Annotated in this window: 17 protein-coding genes and 1 pseudogene; 13 read left to right on the top strand and 5 right to left on the bottom strand. The window is 66.9% G+C overall.

Features of this window, described 5'->3' with window-relative positions:
- Positions 1 to 120 precede the first annotated feature (120 nt).
- The 4 genes from N5E02_RS12330 to N5E02_RS12315 all read left to right on the top strand — a co-directional run bounded on the left by N5E02_RS12330 (position 121) and on the right by N5E02_RS12315 (position 4,508).
- Positions 121 to 507 (top strand): BON domain-containing protein, encoded by a 387-nt coding sequence (locus N5E02_RS12330; protein WP_053498227.1) that lies wholly within the window; start codon positions 121 to 123, stop codon positions 505 to 507.
- A gap of 230 nt (positions 508 to 737) precedes the next feature.
- Complete coding sequence (locus N5E02_RS12325) at positions 738 to 2,555, top strand: ATP-binding protein (protein WP_005419357.1); 1,818 nt, start codon at positions 738 to 740, stop codon at positions 2,553 to 2,555.
- The gene (locus N5E02_RS12320) at positions 2,552 to 2,992 is read left to right on the top strand and encodes a response regulator (protein ID WP_005411057.1); all 441 of its coding nucleotides are present in this window, start codon (positions 2,552 to 2,554) and stop codon (positions 2,990 to 2,992) included. The genes N5E02_RS12325 and N5E02_RS12320 overlap by 4 nt, the downstream gene beginning before the upstream one ends.
- A 4-nt stretch (positions 2,993 to 2,996) precedes the next feature.
- On the top strand, positions 2,997 to 4,508 hold the full coding sequence (locus N5E02_RS12315; RefSeq protein WP_005419354.1) for a hybrid sensor histidine kinase/response regulator: 1,512 nt from the start codon (positions 2,997 to 2,999) through the stop codon (positions 4,506 to 4,508).
- A gap of 74 nt (positions 4,509 to 4,582) precedes the next feature.
- On the opposite strand, the gene N5E02_RS12310 is transcribed toward N5E02_RS12315, so the two are convergent.
- On the bottom strand, positions 4,583 to 5,326 hold the full coding sequence (locus N5E02_RS12310) for a 20S proteasome subunit A/B (protein ID WP_065178043.1): 744 nt from the start codon (positions 5,324 to 5,326) through the stop codon (positions 4,583 to 4,585).
- 89 nt (positions 5,327 to 5,415) lie between these two features.
- Between N5E02_RS12310 and folK the strand changes: the two genes are divergently transcribed.
- Positions 5,416 to 5,901 (top strand): 2-amino-4-hydroxy-6-hydroxymethyldihydropteridine diphosphokinase, encoded by a 486-nt coding sequence (folK, locus tag N5E02_RS12305; protein ID WP_005419350.1) that lies wholly within the window; start codon positions 5,416 to 5,418, stop codon positions 5,899 to 5,901.
- Positions 5,902 to 5,966: 65 nt separating this feature from the next.
- Here folK and N5E02_RS12300 read toward each other — a convergent pair whose 3' ends face one another.
- Positions 5,967 to 6,704 carry a pteridine reductase gene (locus tag N5E02_RS12300; protein WP_005419347.1) on the bottom strand — a complete coding sequence of 246 codons (738 nt, stop codon included), beginning with the start codon at positions 6,702 to 6,704 and terminating at the stop codon, positions 5,967 to 5,969.
- 59 nt (positions 6,705 to 6,763) lie between these two features.
- Between N5E02_RS12300 and N5E02_RS12295 the strand changes: the two genes are divergently transcribed.
- Together N5E02_RS12295 and N5E02_RS12290 are read left to right on the top strand one after the other, a co-directional pair.
- Positions 6,764 to 7,948 carry an SAM-dependent methyltransferase gene (locus tag N5E02_RS12295; RefSeq protein ID WP_005419345.1) on the top strand — a complete coding sequence of 395 codons (1,185 nt, stop codon included), beginning with the start codon at positions 6,764 to 6,766 and terminating at the stop codon, positions 7,946 to 7,948.
- The gene (locus N5E02_RS12290) at positions 7,945 to 8,337 is read left to right on the top strand and encodes a hypothetical protein (RefSeq protein WP_065178046.1); all 393 of its coding nucleotides are present in this window, start codon (positions 7,945 to 7,947) and stop codon (positions 8,335 to 8,337) included. Before N5E02_RS12295 ends, N5E02_RS12290 begins: the two co-directional genes overlap by 4 nt.
- A 118-nt stretch (positions 8,338 to 8,455) precedes the next feature.
- Here the strand turns inward: N5E02_RS12290 and N5E02_RS12285 are convergent, their stop codons facing one another.
- The 3 genes from N5E02_RS12285 to N5E02_RS12275 form a co-directional block, all read right to left on the bottom strand.
- Complete coding sequence (locus N5E02_RS12285; RefSeq protein ID WP_139727674.1) at positions 8,456 to 10,813, bottom strand: family 20 glycosylhydrolase; 2,358 nt, start codon at positions 10,811 to 10,813, stop codon at positions 8,456 to 8,458.
- 111 nt (positions 10,814 to 10,924) lie between these two features.
- Entirely contained in the window at positions 10,925 to 13,588 is a 2,664-nt protein-coding gene (locus N5E02_RS12280) for a TonB-dependent receptor (RefSeq protein ID WP_164093305.1), read from the bottom strand.
- 143 nt (positions 13,589 to 13,731) lie between these two features.
- A complete protein-coding gene (locus N5E02_RS12275) occupies positions 13,732 to 14,748 on the bottom strand; it encodes a glucokinase family protein (RefSeq protein ID WP_139727670.1) in 1,017 nt (338 codons plus the stop codon).
- A gap of 375 nt (positions 14,749 to 15,123) precedes the next feature.
- On the opposite strand from N5E02_RS12275, the gene N5E02_RS12270 reads away from it, so the two are divergent.
- The 6 genes and pseudogenes from N5E02_RS12270 to N5E02_RS12245 form a co-directional block, all read left to right on the top strand.
- A complete protein-coding gene (locus N5E02_RS12270) occupies positions 15,124 to 16,416 on the top strand; it encodes a sugar MFS transporter (protein WP_005419333.1) in 1,293 nt (430 codons plus the stop codon).
- Positions 16,417 to 16,455: 39 nt separating this feature from the next.
- On the top strand, positions 16,456 to 17,523 hold the full coding sequence (locus N5E02_RS12265; RefSeq protein ID WP_005411045.1) for a LacI family DNA-binding transcriptional regulator: 1,068 nt from the start codon (positions 16,456 to 16,458) through the stop codon (positions 17,521 to 17,523).
- Positions 17,524 to 17,530: 7 nt separating this feature from the next.
- Positions 17,531 to 18,559, top strand: coding sequence for an SIS domain-containing protein (locus tag N5E02_RS12260; RefSeq protein WP_005419331.1), 1,029 nt, complete (start codon positions 17,531 to 17,533; stop codon positions 18,557 to 18,559).
- Complete coding sequence (gene nagA / locus N5E02_RS12255) at positions 18,559 to 19,707, top strand: N-acetylglucosamine-6-phosphate deacetylase (RefSeq protein WP_065186236.1); 1,149 nt, start codon at positions 18,559 to 18,561, stop codon at positions 19,705 to 19,707. Before N5E02_RS12260 ends, nagA begins: the two co-directional genes overlap by 1 nt.
- Positions 19,707 to 20,774, top strand: coding sequence for a heparan-alpha-glucosaminide N-acetyltransferase domain-containing protein (locus N5E02_RS12250; RefSeq protein WP_065196476.1), 1,068 nt, complete (start codon positions 19,707 to 19,709; stop codon positions 20,772 to 20,774). Before nagA ends, N5E02_RS12250 begins: the two co-directional genes overlap by 1 nt.
- Positions 20,775 to 21,072: 298 nt before the next feature.
- Positions 21,073 to 22,900, top strand: a pseudogene (locus N5E02_RS12245) (autotransporter outer membrane beta-barrel domain-containing protein); the annotation flags it as partial.

Genomic DNA, 22,900 nt, shown 5'->3' with positions numbered 1-22,900 from the left:
CCCAAAACTGAACCGTTGCCGTTGGAAACGCTTCGATTCACGGCGGCATGACCACGACGCCACGCCTGCTCCACGTGCGCTTGTCCAGACTGGCAGCACATCCCGAAGGAGAACGACACGATGAGCAATACCACTCGCACGCTGATTGCTTCTGCCCTGACGCTGGGCCTGGCACTGTCCTCCTCGGCCGCATTCGCCAAGGACCCGGCCGCGAAGAGCCCGCCGACCACCAGCGCACATCCGGCTACCCACGCGGATCGCCATGATTCCAACGAACCGGTGACCGACAGCTGGATCACCACCAAGGTGAAGGCGGACCTGCTGACCAGCAGCAACGTCCCGGGCACCGAGATCAAGGTGGAAACGGTGAACGGCGTGGTCAGCCTGAGCGGCACCGTGGCCACCCAGGCCGAGAAGGACAAGGCGGTCACCACCGCCAAGGGCATCAAGGGCGTGACCCGCGTCGATGCCGCCGCATTGAAGGTCAGCGCTGCCGCCAAGCGCTGAACCGGTTGGGCGCCCCGCGTGGGGCGCCCGCTGACCTGTAGACCCGAGCCATGCTCGGCTGGCACTCCAAGGCAGCCGAGCATGGGCTTGGCCCTACAGGTCTGATTGCCAACCCGTTCAGCCGACCGCGCTGGAAATTCCAGAGTTGTGACCGCCTGCGCTATATTGCCGGTTCCGCCGCAACCGGGCTCGACCCGGCCAACGCGTCGCGGCAGAGCTGACGAGGAACTATGGCGCTGGTTTTCAGTGACGACATCTGGGACCGCTGGCGGTTGCCGGCCTTGGCGCTGGCCGCCGCCGCGATCATCGTGGTGCCGTGGTTGACCCTGCGTAAACTGCAGCAGGACAGCGAACAAGCGATGGCCTGGGTCAACCACACCCAGGCCGTGGGCGTGGCACTGCAGCAACTGCAGGCCGATGTGCGCGATGTCGAATCGGCCGCGTTGACCCTGTCCAAGGGCGTGGATGCCCCCGGCCTGCGCGAACGCATGGCCCGGGCCGATGAAATTCCCGGGCGCCTGGCCGAACTGGGCCGGATGACCCGCGACAATCCCGACCAGCTGATCCGCATCGGTCGGATCGAATCGATGCTGGAAGGCCGCATGGCACTTGCCCGCGAGTTGGCCAGGTCCGAACCGAACAGCGACCAGCGCGAGCTGGTGCAGGACCTGAGTACGCGCTATCCCATCCGCGGGCTGGTGGAAGAACTGCAGGCCAGCGAGCAGAAGCTGCTGGCGCTGCGCGCCGAGCAGGCGGCACGCCAGCGCAAGCAGACCGAACTGGTGTCGTGGAGTTCGCTGGTGATCCAGCTGGCGCTGCTCGGCCTGGTGCTGTGGCTGCTGCAGCGGCAGATCGGCCGTCGCCTGCATGCGGAGCGGCAATCGCTGCGCTCGGCTGCACGTGCGGCGTCGGTGCTGCAGACCGTGCGCGAACCGATCGTGCTGCTCGACCGCGACCTGCGCGTGCAGCTGCACAATCCAGCATTCGCTGAGCTGTACGGCCTGCAGGACGAGCGCGCCGACGGCCTGCTGCTGGAAAACGTTGGCGACAACGCATGGCAGGACCCGGTGGTCCGGCAGCGCCTGGCCGACGTACTGTCGCGCGGTCGCGAACTGTGGGACTTCGAGCACGAGCAGCGCACCGCCGACGGCATGGTGCGCTACATGCTGCTCAACGCGCGGCGCATGCCGCTGCCCGACAGCGATGACGAGGTGGTGCTGCTGACCATCAGCGACGTCACCATGCAGCGCGCAGTGCAGCTGCGCGTCGAAGAGCTGAACCGCCAGCTGGAAGGCAAGGTTGCGCAGGTGTCCGAGGTCAACCGCGAGCTGGAGGCCTTCAGCTATTCGGTCTCGCATGACCTGCGTGCACCGCTGCGCCACGTGGCAGGATTCTCCGACAAGCTGTCGCGCCACCTCGGCGACCAGGCTGATGACAAGAGCCGCCACTATCTGGACGTGATTTCCAGTTCGGCCCGGCGCATGGCAGCGTTGATCGACGACCTGCTGGTCTACTCGCGACTTGGCCGTGCGGCGATGCGGCAGCAGGCGGTGGACATGCAGTCGCTGGTGGCCGACACCCGCGCCATGCTCGATTCCAATCTGCAGGCCGAGGCCGAGAACAGCGGCCATGCGCACCAGGTGGAGTGGAGCATCGCGCCGCTGCCGATCGTGGTGGGCGACGAAAACATGATCCGCCAGGTCTGGCTCAACCTGCTCGGCAACGCAGTGAAGTACTCGGGCAACCGCGAACCGGCGAAGATCCGCGTTGACTACCAGCAGCAGCCCGACGGCGGCCATCAGTTCACGGTCAGCGACAATGGTGCAGGCTTTGACATGGCCTACGCCGGCAAGCTGTTCGGTGTGTTCCAGCGCCTGCACAAGGCCAGTGACTACCCGGGGACCGGCATCGGCCTGGCCAGCGTGCGCCGCGTGCTGACCCGCCATGGTGGCCGTATCTGGGCCGAGGCCGAACCGGACGTCGGCGCTGCTTTCCACTTCTACCTGCCCCCCGCGACCGACGCGGACAAACAAGGTCCCTCTGCATGACGACTCTGCGCACCATTCTTCTCGCCGAAGACAGCCCGGCGGATGCCGAAATGGCGATCGACGCCCTGGAAGAAGCGCGTCTGGCCAATCCCATCGTGCACGTCGAGGACGGCGTGGAAGTGATGGACTACCTGCTGCGCCGCGGCGCCTTCGCCAACCGCGAGGAAGGCTTGCCGGCGGTGCTGCTGCTGGACATCAAGATGCCGCGCATGGATGGCCTGGAAGTGCTGCGGCAGATCCGCGAGCACGAAGAACTCAAGCGCCTGCCGGTGGTGATCCTGTCGTCTTCGCGCGAGGAAAGTGACCTGGCCCGCAGCTGGGACATGGGCGTGAACGCCTACGTGGTCAAGCCGGTGGACGTGGACCAGTTCTTCGGCGCGGTGCAGACGCTGGGCAAGTTCTGGGCATTGATCAACCAGGCACCGGAACTCGAGTGAGCCCATGCCCCTGACCGGTCCCGCCCTGGGGGCGCTGCGCATCCTGCTGGTGGAAGACTCACCGGAAGATGCCGAGCTGATGTCCGAACAGATGCTCGACGCGGGCCTGGAGGCCCGCTTCGAGCGTGTGGAGAGCGAGGCGGAACTGCGCCAGGCACTGGCTGTGTTCCAGCCGGACATCGTGCTGTCCGACCTGAGCATGCCGGGGTTCTCCGGTGACGACGCGCTGCGTATCGTGCGCGAGACCTCACCGGAGGTGCCCTTCATCTTCGTCTCCGGCACGATGGGTGAGGAGAATGCGGTAGCGGCGCTGCAGAAGGGCGCCAACGACTACATCATCAAGCACCAGCCTGCGCGCCTGCCTTCGGCGGTCGCGCGTGCGATCCGCGATGCACGCAGTGCGGTCGAGCGCGCACGCGTGGAAACCGAACTGATGCGTGCGCAGCGCCTGGAAAGCCTGTCCCTGCTTGCCGCCGGGCTCAGCCACGACCTGCGCAACATCCTGCAGCCGTTGCTGATCATGCCGGACCTGCTGAAGGCCCGCACCGAGGATCCGCAGCTGCACCACCTGGCCGACGTCATCGCCGAGTGTGGCCGCCGCGGCCATGAGATGGCCGAGTCGATGCTGTCGTTCGTGCGTGGTTCGCGCAAGCCGAGCGAGCGCATCGAGATCGACGGCCTGTTCGACGCGGTGGCGCTGCTGTTGCGCAGCAACGTGCCCGATGCCGTGCGCCTGGAACTGCAGGTGCTGGACGAAGGCCTGGTGGTCGACGCCAACTACACCGAACTGCAGCAGGTAATGCTGAACCTGGCGCTCAACGCGATCCAGGCGATGCCCAACGGTGGCCGCCTGAGCCTGACCGCCAGCCATGCCGGGCAGCGCGATGGCGTGGACTGGATGCAGATCTGCGTGTCCGACGAAGGCATCGGCATGGATGCGGACACGCTGTCGCACCTGTTCAATCCGTTCTTCACCACCAAGGCCGATGGCACCGGCCTGGGTCTGATTTCCTGCAAGCGCATCGTCGAAGGCGCCGGCGGCAGCATCCATGTCAGCAGCCAGCCGGGGCAGGGCACCTGCTTCGAGCTGCGCTTGCCGATGCACGAAGCCAGCGACGGCAGCGAGCCGATCGAGCAGCTGGTGGCCCTGGGCAGTGGCCAGTCGATCCTGGTGGTCGACGGCGAAGCTACGCGCCTGTCGCTGCTCGGCAACGCGCTGTCCAGCCAGGGGTATCAGCTGCAGCTGGCCTCCGATGGCCCGGCGGCGCTGCGCTGGATGCAGCAGGAGGCGATGCCGGCGCTGGTGATTGCAGACGCCGGCTCAAAGCTGCTGCCGGCCAGCCAGCTGCTGGGCGAGATGGCTGCGCTGGGCTATCGCGGCCCGGCGCTGGTGCTGGAGGATGCGGCGGTGGCGGTGCCTGCCGATGCCTTCCCGGCCGGCGTGGACGTCCATGTACTGCGCAAGCCGCTGCAGATGCAACAGGTGTTCCGCGCAGTGGCCGAGGCGCTGGGCTGACAAAGGGTAGTGCCGGCCGCTGGCCGGCATCCCCGTGCGGTGGGATCATTGCGGTTGCCGGCCAGCGGCCGGCACTACCGGTCCAGCGTTTCCCAGGGGAACCGCGGCAGGGCGTCCACCGCCTGTTCCAGGCGCCGTGACCAGTTCTGGTGGATATCGGCGTACAGCGCTGAATCCGCGCCCAGCCGCAGTTGCTGGCCGATGCGCAGTTCACCGTCGCGCAGCAGCGCCAGGTCGATCGGCAGGCCTACCGACAGATTGGAACGGATGGTGGAGTCCAACGAGACGATCGCCGTGCGGGCGGCATCCTCCAGGCGCGTGGCGGGGCTGAGGATGCGGTCGAGGATCGGCTTGCCGTACTTGGATTCACCGATCTGCAGGTAGGGCGTCTCCGGTGAGGCGGCGATGGCGTTGCCGAGCGGGTAGATCATGTACAGCCCAGGCCGCTCACCGGCAATCTGGCCGCCGAAGATCAGCGTGGCCTGGGTATTGACCCCATCGTGGCCATGTTCACTGTGGCTGCTGTGCACCTGGCTGTCCACCAGCAACTGGCCAACGTACGCGGCGGCCTCGAAAAGGTGAGTCATGTCGCGCAGGTTGGGTGAGCGCCGCTCGTCGGCATCGCGCCCCAGGCGCGACACCAGCAACTGGGTGGTGGCCAGGTTGCCAGCCGCCATCAGCACGTAGGCTGCCTGGCCGGGATATTCGAACACGTGCAGCTTGCGATGCACGCGTACATCGTCCAGCGAGGCATTGGTCCGGGTGTCGGCAGCGAAGACCAGGCCCTCGTCCACCTCGATTCCAACGCAATAGGTCATGTCGGTGCCCTATCATGTGCGTCCCGGATTGTAGGCAGGCCGCCGTGACGACGGCATGTCCACGCCCCCATCGCTGCCACCTGAACCGCATGACGACCGTGCTCCTGAGCCTGGGCAGCAATGTCCAGCCCCGCCGCTACCTCCACGCCGCGGTGGCGGCCCTGCGCGAGCGCTTCGGCGCGCTGCAGGTCTCGCCGGCCTACCGTACCGCCGCGGTCGGCTTCGACGGCCCGGCCTTCCTCAACAACGCGGTGGCGATCGAGACGGACTTGCCGCTGCAGGAACTGGACGACTGGCTGCATGCGCTGGAAGACGCGCACGGCCGCGACCGCAGCGGGCCGCGCTTCTCCGACCGCACCCTGGATATCGACGTGGTGTTCTACGGCGACCTGGTGGTGGAAGGTCCCGGCCACCTGCGCATTCCCCGTCCCGAACTGAAGCATGCCTTCGTGCTGAAGCCGCTGGCCGACATCGCGCCAGACTTCATCGATCCGGTCAGCGGGCTGGACCTGGCCACGCTGTGGCGCGCGCACGCGCAGTTTGGCGAGGCGTTCGAGGTGGTTGACCTTGAGTGATGGGGTCAGATCCCTTTTCCCGGCGGGAAAAGGGATCTGACCCTGTTGTGGATCCCGGCAGCGCCTCAACTTACCGTGCGCCCGCCATCCACGCGCAATGTGTGGCCGGTGACGAAGCTGGCTTCGGCCACCAGCCAGTACACCGCTTCGGCAATCTCCTCGACCGTACCGATCCGCGCCAAAGGCGTGCGCGCCAGCAGCGCCTCGCGGGCGAAATCGTCCTTGCCCTGTTCGGGCCACAGGATCGCGCCGGGCGCCACCGCATTGACCCGCACTTTCGGCGCCAGCTCCAGCGCCAACGAACGGGTGGCCATCTCCAGCGCGGCCTTGGCCATCGTGTAGGCGATGTGGTCGCGCATCGGATCGGTGCCGTGCAGGTCGGTCAGGTTGACGATGCAGCCCTGCTGGCGGCGCAGGTAGGGCGCGGCCGCCTGTGACAGCAGCAGTGGCGCGCGCGCATTGACCGCATACAGCTCGTCCATCGCCTCGGCCGTGACCTGGCCGAGCGGGGTGGCATAGAAGTTGGAGGCGTTGTTGACCAGCGCGTCCAGGCGGCCGAAGTGGGTAACGGCCTGTTCCACCAGGTCGGGCAGGGCGTCGGCGTCACGCAGGTCGGCCTGCAGCGCAAGCACGCTGCCCGGCCGCACATTGTCGAAATCGAACGCGGCCTGCTGCAGTTCGGCGCTGGAGGTGTTGGCATGCAGTACCACCGACCAGCCACAGGCGTGGAACTGGCGGGCGATGGCCGCACCGATCCGGCGCGCGCTGCCGGTGATCAGGACCACGGGGTGGGTATCGCTCATCGAGGGTCCTCCAAGGCTCGGCTATCCTGTGCACCATTGTCACCGCATTCGAAGACGCCATGCAGCCCACCTTCCCCCTGCCCGAAGCCGATGCCCTGGCCCACAGCGACCAGCTGGCGGCCGCCCTGCGTGCCGAAATCCTTGCGCAGGGCGGGGCGATGCCGTTCTCGCGCTTCATGGAGCTGTGCCTGTACACCCCCGGCTGGGGCTACTACAGCGCCGGCGCCAGCAAGTTCGGTGGCAGCGGCGACTTCACCACCGCACCCGAGCTCGGCAGCCTGTTCGCCGGCAGCGTGGCCAATGCGCTGGCGCCGGTGTTCGCGCAGCTGGGCGCGCAGGCCCGCATGCTGGAACTGGGGGGCGGTACCGGCGCATTCGCCGAGGCCGTGCTGCTGCGCCTGGCCGAACTGGACGCGCTGCCGTCGCGCTACGCCATCCTCGAACCCAGCGCCGACCTGCGCGAGCGCCAGCAGCAGCGCCTGCAGCAGAACCTGCCGGCCGAGTTGGCCGCGCGCGTGGACTGGATCGACCGCCCGTTCGAGGAGGAGTGGGAGGGCGTGGTGTTCGCCAACGAGGTGATCGACGCGCTGCCGACCCCGCGCTTCCTGATCCGGGACGGCGAGGTCTACGAGGAAACCGTCGAGCTTGATGGCGAAGGCAACTTCATCCGTGGCGCGCAGCCCGCTGACATCCTGCTCAACGGTGCGGTGCGCCACATCGAGCGTTACCTGGAAAAGCCCTTTGCCGACGGTTACCGCTCCGAGGTGCTGCCGCAGCTGCCGTACTGGCTGCAGGCAGTGGCTGGCGGCCTGCAGCGTGGTGCGATGCTGTTTGTCGATTACGGCTACAGCCGCAGCGAGTTCTACCAGCACGACCGCGACGATGGCACGGTCCGCGCGTTCTACCGCCACCACGTGCATAACGACGTGCATCGTTGGCCCGGCCTGCAGGACATCACCGCGTCGGTGGATTTCACCGCGATGGCCGAGGCGGGCATGCACGGTGGTTTCGAATTGGCGGGGTACTGCAGCCAGGCCAGTTTCCTGCTCGGCAACGGCCTGGACCAGGTGCTGCTGCTGGCCGAAGAGCGTACGGATGAGGTCGGCCGCATCCAGCTGCGTGACCAGGTGAAGAAGCTGACCCTGCCGACCGAGATGGGCGAGCGCTTCCAGGCCATCGGCCTGCAGCGTGGTGTCGATTTCGAGCCGGCGTTCGAACTGGGCGACCTGAGCTGGCGCCTGTGAGCAATGCGTTGCCGCTGATCAAGCCGCTGCGGCGGCAGCGGCTGTGGACCGCGCTTTGGACATTGGCGGTGTTGCTGGTGATCGTGGTCTGCCTGATCCCACCACCGCCGATCCCGCTGCCGGAAAACAGCGACAAGGGCGAGCACTTCCTCGCCTACTTCATCCTGGCCGGCAGCGCGGTGCAGCTGTTCCGGCCGGGGCGCCCGCTGCTGTGGGTGGGCGTGGGGCTGGTGCTGATGGGCGTCGGCATCGAGTTCGCGCAGGGTGCGCTGACCAGCAACCGCACTGCTGACCCGATGGATGCGCTGGCCAACACGATCGGCGTGCTGGCCGGCATGGCCACGGCGCTGACCCCGTTGCGCGATCTGCTGATGCGCTGGCGGGGCTGAGGTTCCTGTAGAGCCGAGCCCGTGCTCGGCTCCCTCCCGAAAGGCAGCCGAGCATGGGCTCGGCTCTACAGTAGATCCACGCCATGCGTGGATGGATTGCGCCAGGACAGGCTTGCGGTTACTTCTTCAGCGTGACCTCATCCAGCACCCACATCGCCGGGCGCGTATCGCCGGTGAAGTTGATGCACAGGTCACCCGTGCCCTGCGTGCCCTTCGGCAGCGCCGCACGCAGGGTCACGAAGCCACCGGCATCGGGCGTGGCCGGCAGCGGTACCTGAGCCAGCACCTTGCCCGTGCAATCACCGCGGCGGATCAGCATTTCGCCATGTGCGCTCCGGGCCTTTTCGAAGCGACGCTTGGGTTCATCGTGGGCCAGCTGGAAGTAGTACGGAATGCGGCCCGCGCGGACCTCCACGCTGCCGATGCCGTCCAGCTGCGCCTGCGGCCAGCGCCAGCATGGCTGGAAGATGTCGACGTTGAACACCGCACGCGTTCCCTCGCGCGGGCCGTCGTCTTCCAGGCGCAGCACCAGCCCCTTCTTGCCCACGCAGCTGAGCAGCGCATCGCTGCGGCGGCTGAGCAGCGACTGCGCGGTGAACGTGGCGATGGTCGGCTTCGCGGCCAGCATCTGGCCCTGGTAGAACGCGGCGGCCTGCACGGTGGTCGGCAGCGTCGCGGTCAGCGGCTGCTGGTACAACGGCGACTGCCCGGTCACCGGCTGGCCATCGGTGCTGTAGCGCACTTCATAGCCCAGCGGGTTGGCCAGCGATAGGGTCACGGAGTTTTTCGCGCGATCATCGGTGTAGTCCACGCCCACTTCGAACGGGGTCTGCGCGTAGGCCAGGCCCCAGGCACGGTAGCGCTGCAGCTGCGCGGGCAGGCGCGCGAGGAAATCGCGGAAGTCGCGATGTTCCGGCGTACTCCAGCCGGTCTCGGCCACGGCGGCCAGGCGCGGGAACAGGTTGTGCTGCAGGCGCGCGTAGGTGCGCGTGTGCTCGGTAAACATGTTGGCCTGCAGGCCGAGAATGTGCTGGCGCTTGTCGGCCGCCAGCTCGGCCGGCACCGGCTCGAAGTTGTACAGCTTGCCGAGGTTGACCTGGGTCGGGCGGCCCGGCGGTTCATTCGGCGAGGCCGTCTGCAGGTAATCCAGGTACAGGTACCCCACCGGCGACATGACCACGTCATGGCCGGCACTGGCTGCAGCCAGGCCACCTTCGGTGCCCTGCCACGACATCACCGTGGCCTGCGGTGGTAGGCCGCCTTCGAGGATTTCGTCCCAGCCGATCAGGCGCCGGTCGTGCTGCTCCAGGAAGGTCTCCAGGCGCTTGATGATGTGGCTCTGCATGGCCATTTCATCCTTGATGCCCAGCGCACGCATGCGCTGCTGCACCTGTTTCGAGGCTTCCCACTGGTCCTTGACCGCCTCGTCGCCGCCGACGTGCACGTACTTCGCAGGGAACAGCGCGATCACTTCTTCCAGTACGTTCTCGAGGAAGGTGACGGTGCTGTCCTCCACGTTGAACAGGTTCGGGAACACGCCCCATTCGCTGATCGGCTTCAGCGGGGTGTTGATCGAACCCAGTTCCGGGTACGCGGCGATCGCCGCGGTGGCATGGCCGGGCACATCGATTTCTGGAATCACCTGGATATGCAGCCTGGCGGCATAGGCGATCACTTCGCGGATCTGCTCCTGCGTGTAGAAGCCGCAGTAAGGATGCTCCTTGCCACTGGCCAGATCGATGCCACTGTCGCCGGCCGGCAGGCGGCAGCTGCCCACCTCGGTCAGCTTCGGGTAGCGCTTGATCTCCATGCGCCAGCCCTGGTCATCGGTGAGGTGCCAATGGAAGGTATTGAGCTTGTGCGCGGCCATGGCATCGAGCACATGCTTGATCTCGTCCAGGCTCTGGAAGTGCCGCGCCGAGTCGAGCATGAAACCGCGCCAGCCGAAGCGCGGCGCGTCCTGGATCTGCACCGCCGGCAGCACGCCGTTGCTGCCACCCGTGGCCAGCTGGGCAAGCGTGGTTGCGCCGTAGAACAGGCCGGTTTCGTTGCCGGCCTGCACCAGCACGCCCTGCGCGGTGCTTTCCAGCGTGTAGCTCTCACCACTGTCGCGGAAGGTCGGGATGATCTGGAAGCGGATGCTGCCCGACGTGCCTGCCGCCTTGCCTTGGGCCGGCGTAAGGCGCGGACCGCCGCTGCGGGCCAGCAGGTCGGCGAACTGGGTGGCGACGCGCTGCGCGGCTTCGCCTTCGGCGTGCAGCGCGGTATCGGCGCGTACGGTGATGCCGCTACCCAGGCCGGGCTGCACCGTGGCCGGGGCGGGAATCAGCATCAGGCTGCCGGCACGCAGCTGCGGACCCGGTGCTTCAGCGGCCGGCGTGGGATCGGCGGCGAGTGCGGGCAGTGCCGGCAACAGGGCGAGCAGGCTGCCCAGCAGCACTGCGCTGCGCATCCGGGCGCGGGAAGGCTTGACCATCGGAACGACTCCTTGGAACGGTGCGATGAACGCTATACATGAAAAACGCCGGGCCCGGAATGACCCAGGCCCGGCGTGCGTGCACGACTCGGCGATGTTGCTGCCGCTGGATCAGTACTTGAAGCGGAAGTTGAGGTAGTACTGGCGACCGTTGCTGTAGAACGAGGTCGGGATGGCCGCGGTCTGGTAGTACTTGTAGGTCGGGTTGTTGAGGTTCAGGCCATCCAGGCTGATGCTCAGCCAATCGGTGGCCTTGTAGCTCAGCGATGCCGACAGCGTGCCGAAATCATCCTGGTAATACGGGTTGGTGCCCGACAGGCTGATCAGGAACGAGGAACGGCGGGTGTAGCTGACCCGGGCGCCAAAACGCTCGTTCTCGAAGTAGGCACCCACGTTGTAGGTGTTCTTCGAGGTGCCCAGCAGGTTGTGCGAACCATCCGACCAGGTGTGCGAGGTGGTGCCGTTGGCGTAGGTGTAGTTGGCATTGATGCCGAAGTACTCGCCGATCGGCTGCTCGTAGGCCACTTCCACGCCGGTGACCTTGCCGTCGGCATTGATCGGGGTGGAGATCTGGTAGGTCTCAAGCTGGTTGGTCAGTTCGCTGTAGAGCTGGCGCGAGACCACGTCGAAGGCGATGTAGTCCTTCAGCTTCATGTGGTACGCACCCACCGACAGCAGGCCGCGCGGCATGAAGTACCACTCCAGGTTGGCATCCAGGTTGGTCGACAGGGTCGGCTTGAGGTTCGGATTGCCGCCGCCGCCGGTGCGGTTCAGGTCCGAGCCGTACGAGGACGCGCCCAGTGCCGAGTAGTCCGGCAGGGTCTGGGTCTGCGAGGCGGCGACACGCAGCACCAGCGAGTCGTCCAGGTCGAACTTGATGTTGGCGCTGGGCAGGACACGGTTGCGCTTGTTCTGGAAGGCCAGGCGCTCCCACATGCCGAACAGGCTGCTGACATCGGCATCTGCGGCCTTGCTGACGGCGTTGTAGGTGTCGATGTCCTGCTTGATGTTGACGTAGCGCAGGCCGACGTTGCCGCTCCACCAGTCGCCGCGGAAGTTGGCCTGCACGTAGCCGGCGAAGTTCTTTTCCTTCACCTTCCACTCGGCGCCATAGTTGTGGCGACCGGTCGGGCCGTCATTGCCGGCCAGCCAGGTGGAGTTGTTGGTCACCGCGTCCTTCAGCGCGCCCGGGGTGAAGTACCACAGGTTGCGCGGGAAAGTGCCGCCGATGTCACCGGCAAAGCCGCTGGGATAGTTGGCCGTGGCACCGTTCTTCAGCGCGCTCCAGATGTCACCCGGGGTTGCACCTTCCGGCGACAGCGCTTCGCGCTTGTGGTCGGCGAAACGCAGGCCGAAGTCGATCGAGCTCAGTACGCCGCCATCATTGAAGTACTGGTTGAAGTCGAGCGTGGCCCACTTCTCCTTGTCTTCAGCGGTGACCTGCTGGTTGCCCCAGGTGCCGAAGCTGGTCACGCCGTTGGGCGAGAGGTCGCCGCCGACGTTCCAGTCGATCGGCGAGCCATTGCCGTGGGTGGCCCAGCTGGCGCCGCCGCCGTTGGCCAGGGTGACCTCGGCGATGTACTGGCGCGGCGTCTCGCCGGTGCCCTTGGTGCTGCCGGCCTGGAACGTGGCGGTCAGGCTGTCGCTGATCTGCCAGTCGGCATCGAAGGTGACATAGCTCGACTTGGCCTTCGACTCGCGGTAGATCATGTCGTACACCGCATAGTCGGTGCCCGGCACGCCCCTGTAGCTGGCGTTGGTCAGCACGCCGTCCTTGACCACATAGCCCGGATCCGGCGCCTGCGACTTGGCGAAGCTGTTGCCGAACATCATGAAGTTGCGGTTGTAGTTGTTGGCCTTCAGCTCGGAGCTGAAACCATTCAGGCCCAGGGTGAGGCTGTCGCTCGGCTTGAACTGCAGCGAGACCAGGCCGCCCTTGCGTTCGCGGGTCTGTTCGAACAGGGTCGAACCCAGCAGGCCCGGCACGTTGACGCCGATCAGGTCCGGATTGGTCTTGGCGACCGGGTCGCCGGCGCCGATCTTGAAGAAGCCGCCCGGGATTTCCTGCGCTTCACGGCGCAGTTCGCGCTTCTGGCTGAAGCCCTGCACCATCACGCCGAAGGTGCCTTCGTCGTTCTTGTAATTGAACAATGCCGAGTACTGCGGATCGGTCGATTTGGCCAGGTCCGAACGCACCGCACCGATGGAGCCTTCCGCGGTGAACGGCTTGGAGAACTCCAGCGGCTTGCGGGTGATGATGTTGACGGTACCGGTGGTACCGCCGTCCTGCAGCTTGGCCTGCGAGGACTTGTTCACTTCCACCGAGCTGACCAGTTCCGACGGCAGCAGCGAGTAGCTGACGCTGCGGCCGACGTTGTTGCCCTGGCTGAGCACGAACCAGTCGGCCGAGCCGACGGTGTGGCCGTTGATAAGGGTCTGGGTCAGGCTCGGGCTGGTGCCGCGCAGGCTGACACGGTCGGCTTCATCGAAGCCACCTTCGTCGGCGCTGGACGAGCTGATGTTCACGCCGGGCAGGCGCTGCAGGGTATCGGCAACGTTGTGCGCGGGCAGCTTGCCCACGTCTTCGGCGGTGACCACTTCCACGCGCGCATTGGCTTCGCGCTTGGTGTCCAGCGACTTCTCCATCGAGCCACGGATGCCGGTAACGGTCACGGTGTCCAGATCGGTGGCGGTCGGGGCCGCCTGCTGCGCGTGCGCACTGAAGGCGATGCAGCTGACGATGGCGGCCGAAAGCAGGGTCTTGCGGGTGTTCATGATGTCTCTCCTCATCACTCGATTGGGTGCCGGCGGCGGTGTTCGGTTACGGTTGCGATGACATGCGCGGGGCGGCGGCGAAGTCCCGTGCGTTGGCGTGCCACGTACTGCGTGCTGCGATTGCGTTGAAGCCTGTTGCGGTGTCAGGCGGCCGACTGCTGCAGGTACCAGCTGGCAGCGCCAACCACGCCCAGCTGGCCGTGCTCGACGACCTTTACCGGGATGCGTGCCAGCGCTTCGCCCATCGGCCCCTTCTGCAGGTAGCGTTCGACGAAGGTGCTGGCGTGCAGGTATTCGCGGATCTGCGGCAGGATGCCGCCGGCCAGGTAGACACCACCGTGGGCGCCGTAGAACAGCGCCATGTCGCCGATGGTGCTGCCGAGCAGGCCACAGAACACATCCAGCGCCTGGCGCGCATGCGCATCGGTATCGGCCATGGCCGCAGCGGTGACTGCGTCGGGGCTTGCCAGGGTCGGCGCCTGCCCCTGCAGCGCGCACACCGCACGGTACAGGTTCATCAGGCCGGGGCCGGAGATCGCATGCTCGATCGACACGTGCGCGCGGTCGCGCTGCATGTGGCGGACGATGGCCATTTCCAGTTCGGTGCTGGCCGCCAGGGTCGGCTGGCCGGCTTCGGTGGGCAGGACCACCGGGCCGTGCGCGGTGGGGATCCACAGCGCTGCACCGAGGCCGGTGCCGGGGCCGACCACCAGGGTCGGGCCACGCGCGGCGGTCTCCGGCCCGCACAGGTGCAACACGCCACTGGCGTCCACCTGCGCGGCGGCGTAGGCCACCGCTTCGAAATCGTTGACGATGTAGACCCGCTGCAGGCCGACCTCGGCTTCCACCTGGCGCGCCGACAGCGGCCACGGCAGGTTGGCGGTGATCACCGTGCCGTCTTCGCGGGCATAGCCGGCGCTGGCGACCACGCAATGCGTGGGCCGCGGGCCTTCGCCCAGGAAGTCGGACAGGATCGCGCTGAGGCCGGCATGGTCGGCATTGCGGTACTTGCGGTACTCCAGCACCTGCACCGGATGGGTGGCGTCACCGCTGGCCTGGACCCGGGCCACGCGCACATGGGTGCCACCGACGTCGGCGGCCAGGAACGAGGGCGCGACGCGGGACAGGACATGCGACGGGGCGGGGTGGCTGGCGATCACGCGGGCTCCTGCTGCAGGTGGGCCGGCCCGGGGATCGGGGGCGGCGATTGGGGCGGAGTCTGTAACCGCGCTGACAACGATGTCAACGAGTTCGTGACACTTTCGTTGCTGCGTCGCAACGAATGCGGCGCGCAGTAAACGTTTACACGGTGTGAGTGCGGGTTTCACGTGGGAACCATTGGTGCACGGGGCTCTAGGCCTGCCGCGCATTCAGCGGGGCGTACCGCGGTGGGCTTGCGCAGTGCAGCACGAGGTTCAGGCAGGCGTGCATGGAAGTTGACAAACCGCCGTTGTCCATCGAAAGAATGTGACAACGTTGTTCCCAGCCACTCTCCGACGCCGCGTTCTGCGGCCGTCGCCGCAGGAGCCCTCCTGATGTCCGCCGTCCCCGCTGCAAGCGCGCGCCCGAACGTGGCCACCTCCATCGCCATCGTTGGCGTGTTGTTCTTCCTGATCGGCTTCTTCACCTGGCTCAACGGCCCGCTGATCACCTTCGTCAAGTTGGCCTTCGAACTCAGCGAGGTCGGTGCCTTCCTGGTGCTGATGGTGTTCTACCTGTCCTATTTCTTCCTGGCCCTGCCGGCGTCCTGGATCCTTCGCCGCACCGGCATGAAGAAGGGCCTGAGCCTGAGCCTGCTGGTGATGGCCGGGGGGGCCGCGCTGTTCGGTGAATTCGCCACCCAGCGCTGGTACCCGGGCGCGCTCGGCGGTCTGTTCGTGATCGGCAGCGGCCTCGCCCTGCTGCAGACCGCGATCAACCCCTACATCTCGATCCTCGGCCCGATTGAAACGGCGGCACGCCGCATCGCGCTGATGGGCATCTGCAACAAGATCGCCGGCATGCTGGCGCCGGTGCTGATCGGCACCCTGGTGCTGCACGGCATCGGCGATCTGGACAAGCAGGTGCAGGCCGCCGACGCGGTCACCAAGGTCGCGCTGCTCAACGAATTCGCCGCCAAGATCCATGCGCCGTACCTGGCGATGGCCGCGCTGCTGGTGGTGCTGGCGGTGGCCGTGCTGTTCTCGCCTCTGCCGGAGATCAAGTCCTCCGAAGCCAATGCAACGCCGTCAGGTGCACCGGGAACGGCCGAGCGCCGCAGCATCTTCCAGTTCCCGCATCTGTGGCTGGGCGTGCTGTGCCTGTTCGTGTACGTAGGCGTGGAAGTCATGGCCGGTGATGCGATCGGAACCTACGGTCACGGTTTCGGCTTGCCGCTGGACCAGACCAAGATGTTCACCTCGCTGACGCTGGGTGCGATGTTGGCCGGCTACGTGGTCGGCCTGCTGGCGATCCCCGGCCTGGTCTCGCAGTCGCGCTACCTGACCATTTCGGCAGTGATGGGCGTGGTGTTCTGCCTGGGCGCCTGGGCCACCCACGGCTACGTCTCGGTGGCCTTCGTGGCCCTGCTGGGCTTCGCCAACGCCATGATGTGGCCGGCCATCTTCCCGCTGGCGATCCGCGGCCTGGGCCGCTTCACCGAGACCGGCTCGGCCCTGCTGGTGATGGGCATCGCCGGCGGCGCGATCATTCCGCAGCTGTTCGCCGTGCTCAAGCAGCACATCGACTTCCAGCTGGTGTTCGTGCTGCTGATGGTGCCGTGCTACCTGTACATCCTGTTCTACTCGGTGATCGGCCATCGTGCCGGCCTGCCGCAGGACAAGGCCTGATCGGCGATGATGGACTGCAGCCAACCCCAGGGAAAACCCATGCGCAGAGCGACCATCAAGGACGTTGCGGAGAAGGCCAAGGTCTCGCTGAAGACGGTCTCGCGGGTGATCAACAATGAGCCCTCGGTGATGCAGGCCACCCGTGCGCGGGTGCTCCGTGCCATCGCCGAGCTCGACTACGAGCCCGATCCGTCCGCGCGCAACCTGCGCAGCGGCACTACCTTCGTGATCGGGCTGGTCTACGACAACCCGAACCCGTACCACATCATCGGCGTGCAGAACGGCGTGCTGGCCGCGTGCCGCGAGACCGGTTTCGGCCTGCAGATCCATCCCTGTGATTCGAGCTCGCCGTTGCTGGCCGATGAACTGGCCGACTGGGTGCAGCGCTCGCGGCTGGCCGGGCTGGTGTTGACCGCACCGATGTCCGAGCGCCGAGACCTGATCCAGGCGCTGACCGCGCGTGGCATCAAGCTGGTGCGCATCATCGCCGCCACCGAAGACCCGGCCGACGGCGCCTGCGTGTTCGTCGACGACCGCGAGGCGGCCTACGAGATCACCGAGCACCTGATCCAGCTCGGTCACCAGCGCATCGGTTTCCTCTGGGGCGGCAGCTCGCACCGCTCCTCGGGCGAACGCTATGCCGGCTACGAAGCGGCGCTGAAGGACTACGGCATGACCGTGGACAAACACCTGGTGGTGCAGGGCGATTACACCTTCGACGATGGTTTCCGTGGGGCGCGCCGCCTGCTGGCGCTGCGCGAACCGCCCACCGCCATCTTCGGTTCCAACGACGAAATCGCTGCCGGCGTGCTGGCCGCCGCCAAGTCGGCCGGCATGAACGTGCCCTACGACCTGTCCATCGCCGGTTTCGAGGACAGCCCGTTCTCGCGCCAGTCGTGGCCACCGCTGACCACCGCCAAGCAGGCCACCGAGGACATCGCCCGCCACGCCGCGCGCCTGCTGATCGCACAACTGCGCAGCGACGCCTACGACGATGCGCCGGCACCGCTGCACAACCAGGGCTTCGTGCCGCAGCTGGTGGTGCGCGGCTCGACCGCGCCGATGCGCCCGGCCGGCGCACGCCCCCTTCCTTCCGATCCTGCCTGAGCCCGCCATGTCGCTGTCAGACCCCACGTCCACCCTGATGTTCGCCGAGGCCGCCGAAGCGGCCGACGTGGTTGCCCGCCAGTTCTCGCGCAACCACGCCACCCTGGAAACCCTGGCCGCCAGCCTGCGCGCGGCGCCGCCGCCGTTCGTGGTCACCTGTGCACGCGGCAGCTCCGACCATGCCGCCACCTACGGCAAGTACCTGCTGGAAACCCAGCTGGGCCTGGTGGTTGCGTCGGCCTCGCCGTCGGTGGGGTCGGTCTATGCCGCACCGCTGCAGCTGCGCGGTGCGCTGTTCATCGTCATTTCGCAGTCGGGCAAGAGCCCGGACCTGCTGCGCAACGCCGAGGCGGCCAAGGCCGCTGGCGCACGCGTGATCGCGCTGGTCAACGTCGAGGATTCGCCGCTGGCGCAGCTGGCCGACACGGTCATTCCGCTGCATGCCGGTGCCGAAAAGAGCGTGGCGGCGACCAAGAGCTACCTGGCCTCGCTGGCTGCACTGCTGCAGCTGGCCGCCTACTGGAAGCAGGACAGCAGCCTGCGCAACGCGCTGGACCTGCTGCCGGACGCGATGCGTGAAGCCTGGCAGTGCGACTGGAGTGCGGTGACCGAAGGCCTGGTCGAGGCCACCAACCTGTTCGTGCTCGGCCGTGGCCTGGGCTTGGGCGCGGCGCAGGAAGCGGCGCTGAAGTTCAAGGAAACCTGCAGCCTGCACGCCGAAGCCTACAGCTCGGCCGAAGTGAAGCATGGCCCGATGGCGCTGGTCGACCGCGGCTTCCCGGTGCTGGCCTTCGCCCAGCCCGACGAAACCGGCGCCGGCACCCGCGCGGTGGTCGAGGAATTTTCTGCACGGGGCGCGCAGGTGTGGCTGGCCGGGGCCGGCGGCAACCTGCCGGTGGCGGCCGCACCGCACCCGCTGTGCGCACCGCTGCTGACCGTGCAGAGCTTCTACCGCGCGATCAATGCGCTGGCGCTGCGTCGTGGCTTCAACCCGGATCTGCCGCCGCATCTGAACAAGGTTACGGAGACGGTGTGATGGCAACGGTGCTGCGCAACGCCCGCATTCTCGCCGGCGATGATTTCCGCGATGACCTGGCGGTGGTGATCGAAAACGGGCAGATCACCGCTCTGTTGCCCGACGCCGCACCACAGCTTGGCCATGCTGCCGAGCAGGTGGACCTGGGCGGCGGCTGGCTGCTGCCCGGCTTCATCGACGTGCAGGTCAATGGCGGTGGCGGCGCGTTGTTCAACAACACGCCCGATGTTGCCTCGCTGCGTACCATCGCGCAGGCTCACCGCCGCTTCGGTACCACCGCGATGCTGCCCACGCTGATCAGCGATGACGTGGCGGTGATGCGCGAAGCCATCGGTGCGATGCGCGAGGCGATCGCGCAGGGCGTGCCGGGCGTGATCGGCATCCATCTCGAAGGGCCCTACATCGCGCCGACGCGCAAGGGCACGCACGATGCCAGCAAGTTCCGCGTGCCGGACGAAGAAGAGATCGCGCTGGCCGCGTCGCTGGACAACGGGGTGACCCTGCTGACCCTGGCGCCGGAGCGCGTGCCGCTGGACACCATCCGCGCGCTGGTCGAACGTGGCGTGATCGTGGCCGCCGGCCACACCGCAGGCACCTACGAAGAGATCCGCGCCGGCCTGGATGCCGGTGTGCGTGGCTTCACCCATCTGTACAACGCGATGTCGCCGCTGCAGGGCCGTGAGCCCGGCGCGGTGGGCGCTGCGCTGGAAGACCGCGACAGCTGGATCGGCATCATCGTCGATGGCGTGCACGTGCATCCGGCCAGCCTGCGCGTGGCACTGGCGGCCAAGCCGCGCGGCCGCCTGCTGCTGGTGACCGATGCGATGCCGCCGGTCGGTGCGGATGATCCCAGCTACGTGCTGTACGGCGAAACCATCACCGCCATCGACGGCGTGGTGCGCAATGCCGCCGGTTCGCTGGCGGGCTCGGCGCTGGACATGGCCACGGCGGTGCGCAACACCGTGCAGCTGCTCGGCCAGCCGCTGGCCGAAGCCGCGCGCATGGCTTCGACCTACCCGGCGCAGTTCCTCAATGTCGACGACCGCCTGGGCCACATCGCCGAGGGCTACCAGGCCGACCTGGTGCTGCTGGATGACGCCCTGCAGGTACGTGGCACCTGGATTGCCGGACAGTACGAGGCCGCCTGATGAACAGTACGCCGCCACGCCGTCTGGGCTCGATCGATGCCCTGCGCGGCATCACCGTGGCGGCGATGCTGCTGGTCAACAATCCAGGCGACTGGAGTGCAGTGTTCGCGCCGCTGCGCCATTCGGAATGGCATGGCTGCACGCCTACCGATCTGGTGTTCCCGTTCTTCCTGTTCCTGGTGGGCGTGTCGATGGCCTTCAGCGTGGCACCGCGCGCGCTGGATGCCGCTGCGCGTCCTGCACTGGCGCGCGGTGTGCTGGAGCGCGCGCTGCGCATCCTGGTGGCCGGTGCGCTGCTGCACCTGCTGATCTGGTGGGCGTTGGATACCCATCACTTCCGCATCTGGGGCGTGCTGCAACGCATCGCGGTGTGTGCGGCGTTGGTGGGCGTGCTGGCGGTCTACGCGCGGCCGCGCGTGCAGGCCGGCATGCTTGTTGGACTGTTGGTGGGGTACACGGTGCTGCTGCTGGGCGTCGGTGACCTGGCGCCGTGGACCAACCCGGCCAGCCGCCTGGACACCACGCTGTTCGCACCGTGGATCTATCAATGGCATGCCGATACCCGCCTCGGCCATGACCCGGAAGGATTGCTGAGCACGCTGGGTGCACTGGCCAGTACCGTGCTCGGCCTGTTGGCCGGTGGCCTGCTGCGCAGCGGGCGTTCGACGGCACTGGCCGGGCTGGCCGTGGCGACCGCCGTGCTGGGCCTGTTGCTGGCCGGGGTGCTGCCGTTGAACAAGCAGCTGTGGACGCCCAGTTACGTGCTGTGGACCGGTGGCCTGGCCGCGCTGGCGCTGTGGCTGGGCCACGTGCTGATAGACCTGAAGGGATGGCCGGCGCTGGGCCGGCGCTTCGGCGTCAATGCGATCACCGCGTATCTGGGGGCCTCGGTGATGTCGGTGGCGTTGATGGCCAGCGGTGCCTGGAGCTGGATCTGGCAGCAGCTGGCCGCCGCGATGCCGCAGGCGCTCGAGCTGGCATCGATGCTGCAGGCGCTGGCGTTCGTCGCACTCTGGTGGGGCGTGGCATGGTGGCTGGACCGGCGGAAGATCTACCTGAAGATCTGACCCCATCCGCCAACGCCATCCACGCATGGCGTGGATCTACCAGGTGCCACGATTGAATCGATTGGCGATGCAGGATCAGTAGATCCACGCCATGCGTGGATGCTTTGCGCGTGATTCCGGATGCCGGAAAAATGAACGATTTCAGCCACATCACATTGGCGTGAGGGCCCGGCGATTTCACATCCGAAATGTGATTTCCCGCACGCAAGTTCACCTATCGAAACGGTTCACATCACGCCAGACTGCACACGCAGCAGTGTGCATTTGCAGTTCCTGATTCCCTGTCCAGGAGAACTGTATGACCCGTGCCGTCCCGCGCGCTTTCCGTCCGCGCCGCCTCACCGTTTCCGTGCTTCAGGCACTGGCTGTCCCGTCCATGGTGCTGTTGACCGCCAGCGCCGCCTGGGCTGGCTGCAGCACCGTCGCGCCGGTCACCGGCCAGACGGTCACCTGCGATGCCAACGCGCCGAATCCGCAGACGGTGCCTATCACAGCCAGCGGCGAAGCGGGCATCACCGTCAACGTCGCCAGCGGTGCCCAGTTGCAGCAGAGCGGTGGTGGCAGTGCGATTTCGCTGGTCGGGGCCGGCGGGCACCTGCTGTCCAACCTCGGCACGATCAGTTCGGTGGGGGGGGGGGCGGTCCAGCTCGGTGGCGGCAGCCGTGTCGAGAATTCGGGCAGCATCAGCACCGGCAACAACATCGCGCTGCAGTTCGTTGGCGCCGGCGACAGCGTGTTGGTCAACCGTGGAACGATCAGCGGGCGCACTGGCGTACAGTTCGATTCGGGCAACGACCGCCTCGAGATGCAGGCCGGCAGCATCAGCGGCGGCGTCCTGCAAGGAGATGGCAACGATGTGCTGCTGCTGGGCAATGGCACCATCGACAGCATCGACCAGGGTAGCGGCGATGACCAGATGACCGTCACCGGCGGCACCGTCACCGGCGTGGTGGCGCAGGGCAGTGGCCGCGATGATTTCGTCATGAGTGGCGGCACGATCGGCGCGCTGCAGCAGGGCGACAACATCGATACCTTCCGCATGAGCGGTGGCCGCATCGTCGGTGCGTTCGAAGATGGCGACCAGGCCTGGATGACCGCAGGCCGCATCGGCCGCGTCAACATGAAGCTGGACAAGAACCTGTGGGACCAGTCCGGCGGTACTGTTGATGGCAACGTGGTGACCGGCTTCGACACCGACACCATCATCATTTCGGGCACGGCCTACATCGGCGGCAACATCAGCGTCAGCGGCGGCAACGACAGCGTGACCATCACCGATGGTACCGTGCGCGGGCAGATACTGCTCAGTACCGGCGATGACACCTTCAACTGGAGCGGCGGTGGCATTGTCTACGGTGCGATCGACATGGGCCCAGACAACGACGTGGCCAACCTCAGCAACCTCAACCAAGGCAACCTGGGTGCGGTGCCGCTGTTCGACGGGGGCAGTGGCATCGACCAGCTCAACCTGAGCAACGTCAAGACCGCAGGCGTGGGCCGCTTCCAGAACTGGGAGGCGATCAGCCTGGCCAACAGCACGGAGCTGAGCTTCGATGGCGACCTGGTGCTGGGCGACAGCGCAACCGGCACCGGTACGCTCACGGTGGACGACACCAGCACCGTCTACGCGGGCAGTGGCGGCCATGCCATCCGCCCATTCAACAGTGCTGCACTGGTGGAGATGGTCAATGCCGGGCGCATCGACCTGACCGGTACCGGCGCCGGCGACGTGTTCACCGTGCGTGGCAACTACCGTGGTGACGGCGGGGGCCTGTACCTGCGTACCGTGCTGGGCGCGGACAACTCGCCCAGCGATCGCCTGGTGATCGATGGCGGTATCGCCACCGGCACCACCGGCATCGGCGTACTCAATGCCGGCGGCAGCGGCGCGGCCACGCTGGCCGACGGCATCCTGGTGGTGCAGGCCTTGAATGGTGGCCGCACCGCGCCGGGCGCGTTCTCGCTGTTTGCACCGGTCGCGGCCGGTGCCTACGAGTACTTCCTGTTCAAGGGCGGTGTCAGTGCCGGCACCAGCGAGAACTGGTACCTGCGTTCGACGCTGGTGACCGGCCCGACGCCGGCACCCAACGGTGGTGGCAGCGCCACCCCACCGCCGTTGACGCCGC

The sequence above is a fragment of the Stenotrophomonas sp. GD03777 genome (assembly GCF_029842485.1).
In the GTDB taxonomy this organism is placed as follows: domain Bacteria; phylum Pseudomonadota; class Gammaproteobacteria; order Xanthomonadales; family Xanthomonadaceae; genus Stenotrophomonas; species Stenotrophomonas sepilia.
Note: the sequence above shows the minus strand (reverse complement) of the source record. Positions and strands in the feature narration are given on the sequence as shown.

Bases quoted from the DNA above. Each gene is read 5' to 3' on its own strand.
- N5E02_RS12330 (WP_053498227.1), top strand. From the start codon at position 121: ATGAGCAATACCACTCGCACGCTGATTGCTTCTGCCCTGACGCTGGGC.
- N5E02_RS12325 (WP_005419357.1), top strand. From the start codon at position 738: ATGGCGCTGGTTTTCAGTGACGACATCTGGGACCGCTGGCGGTTGCCG.
- N5E02_RS12320 (WP_005411057.1), top strand. From the start codon at position 2,552: ATGACGACTCTGCGCACCATTCTTCTCGCCGAAGACAGCCCGGCGGAT.
- N5E02_RS12315 (WP_005419354.1), top strand. From the start codon at position 2,997: ATGCCCCTGACCGGTCCCGCCCTGGGGGCGCTGCGCATCCTGCTGGTG.
- N5E02_RS12310 (WP_065178043.1), bottom strand. From the start codon at position 5,326: ATGACCTATTGCGTTGGAATCGAGGTGGACGAGGGCCTGGTCTTCGCT.
- folK (WP_005419350.1), top strand. From the start codon at position 5,416: ATGACGACCGTGCTCCTGAGCCTGGGCAGCAATGTCCAGCCCCGCCGC.
- N5E02_RS12300 (WP_005419347.1), bottom strand. From the start codon at position 6,704: ATGAGCGATACCCACCCCGTGGTCCTGATCACCGGCAGCGCGCGCCGG.
- N5E02_RS12295 (WP_005419345.1), top strand. From the start codon at position 6,764: ATGCAGCCCACCTTCCCCCTGCCCGAAGCCGATGCCCTGGCCCACAGC.
- N5E02_RS12285 (WP_139727674.1), bottom strand. From the start codon at position 10,813: ATGGTCAAGCCTTCCCGCGCCCGGATGCGCAGCGCAGTGCTGCTGGGC.
- N5E02_RS12280 (WP_164093305.1), bottom strand. From the start codon at position 13,588: ATGAACACCCGCAAGACCCTGCTTTCGGCCGCCATCGTCAGCTGCATC.
- N5E02_RS12270 (WP_005419333.1), top strand. From the start codon at position 15,124: ATGTCCGCCGTCCCCGCTGCAAGCGCGCGCCCGAACGTGGCCACCTCC.
- N5E02_RS12265 (WP_005411045.1), top strand. From the start codon at position 16,456: ATGCGCAGAGCGACCATCAAGGACGTTGCGGAGAAGGCCAAGGTCTCG.
- N5E02_RS12260 (WP_005419331.1), top strand. From the start codon at position 17,531: ATGTCGCTGTCAGACCCCACGTCCACCCTGATGTTCGCCGAGGCCGCC.
- nagA (WP_065186236.1), top strand. From the start codon at position 18,559: ATGGCAACGGTGCTGCGCAACGCCCGCATTCTCGCCGGCGATGATTTC.
- N5E02_RS12250 (WP_065196476.1), top strand. From the start codon at position 19,707: ATGAACAGTACGCCGCCACGCCGTCTGGGCTCGATCGATGCCCTGCGC.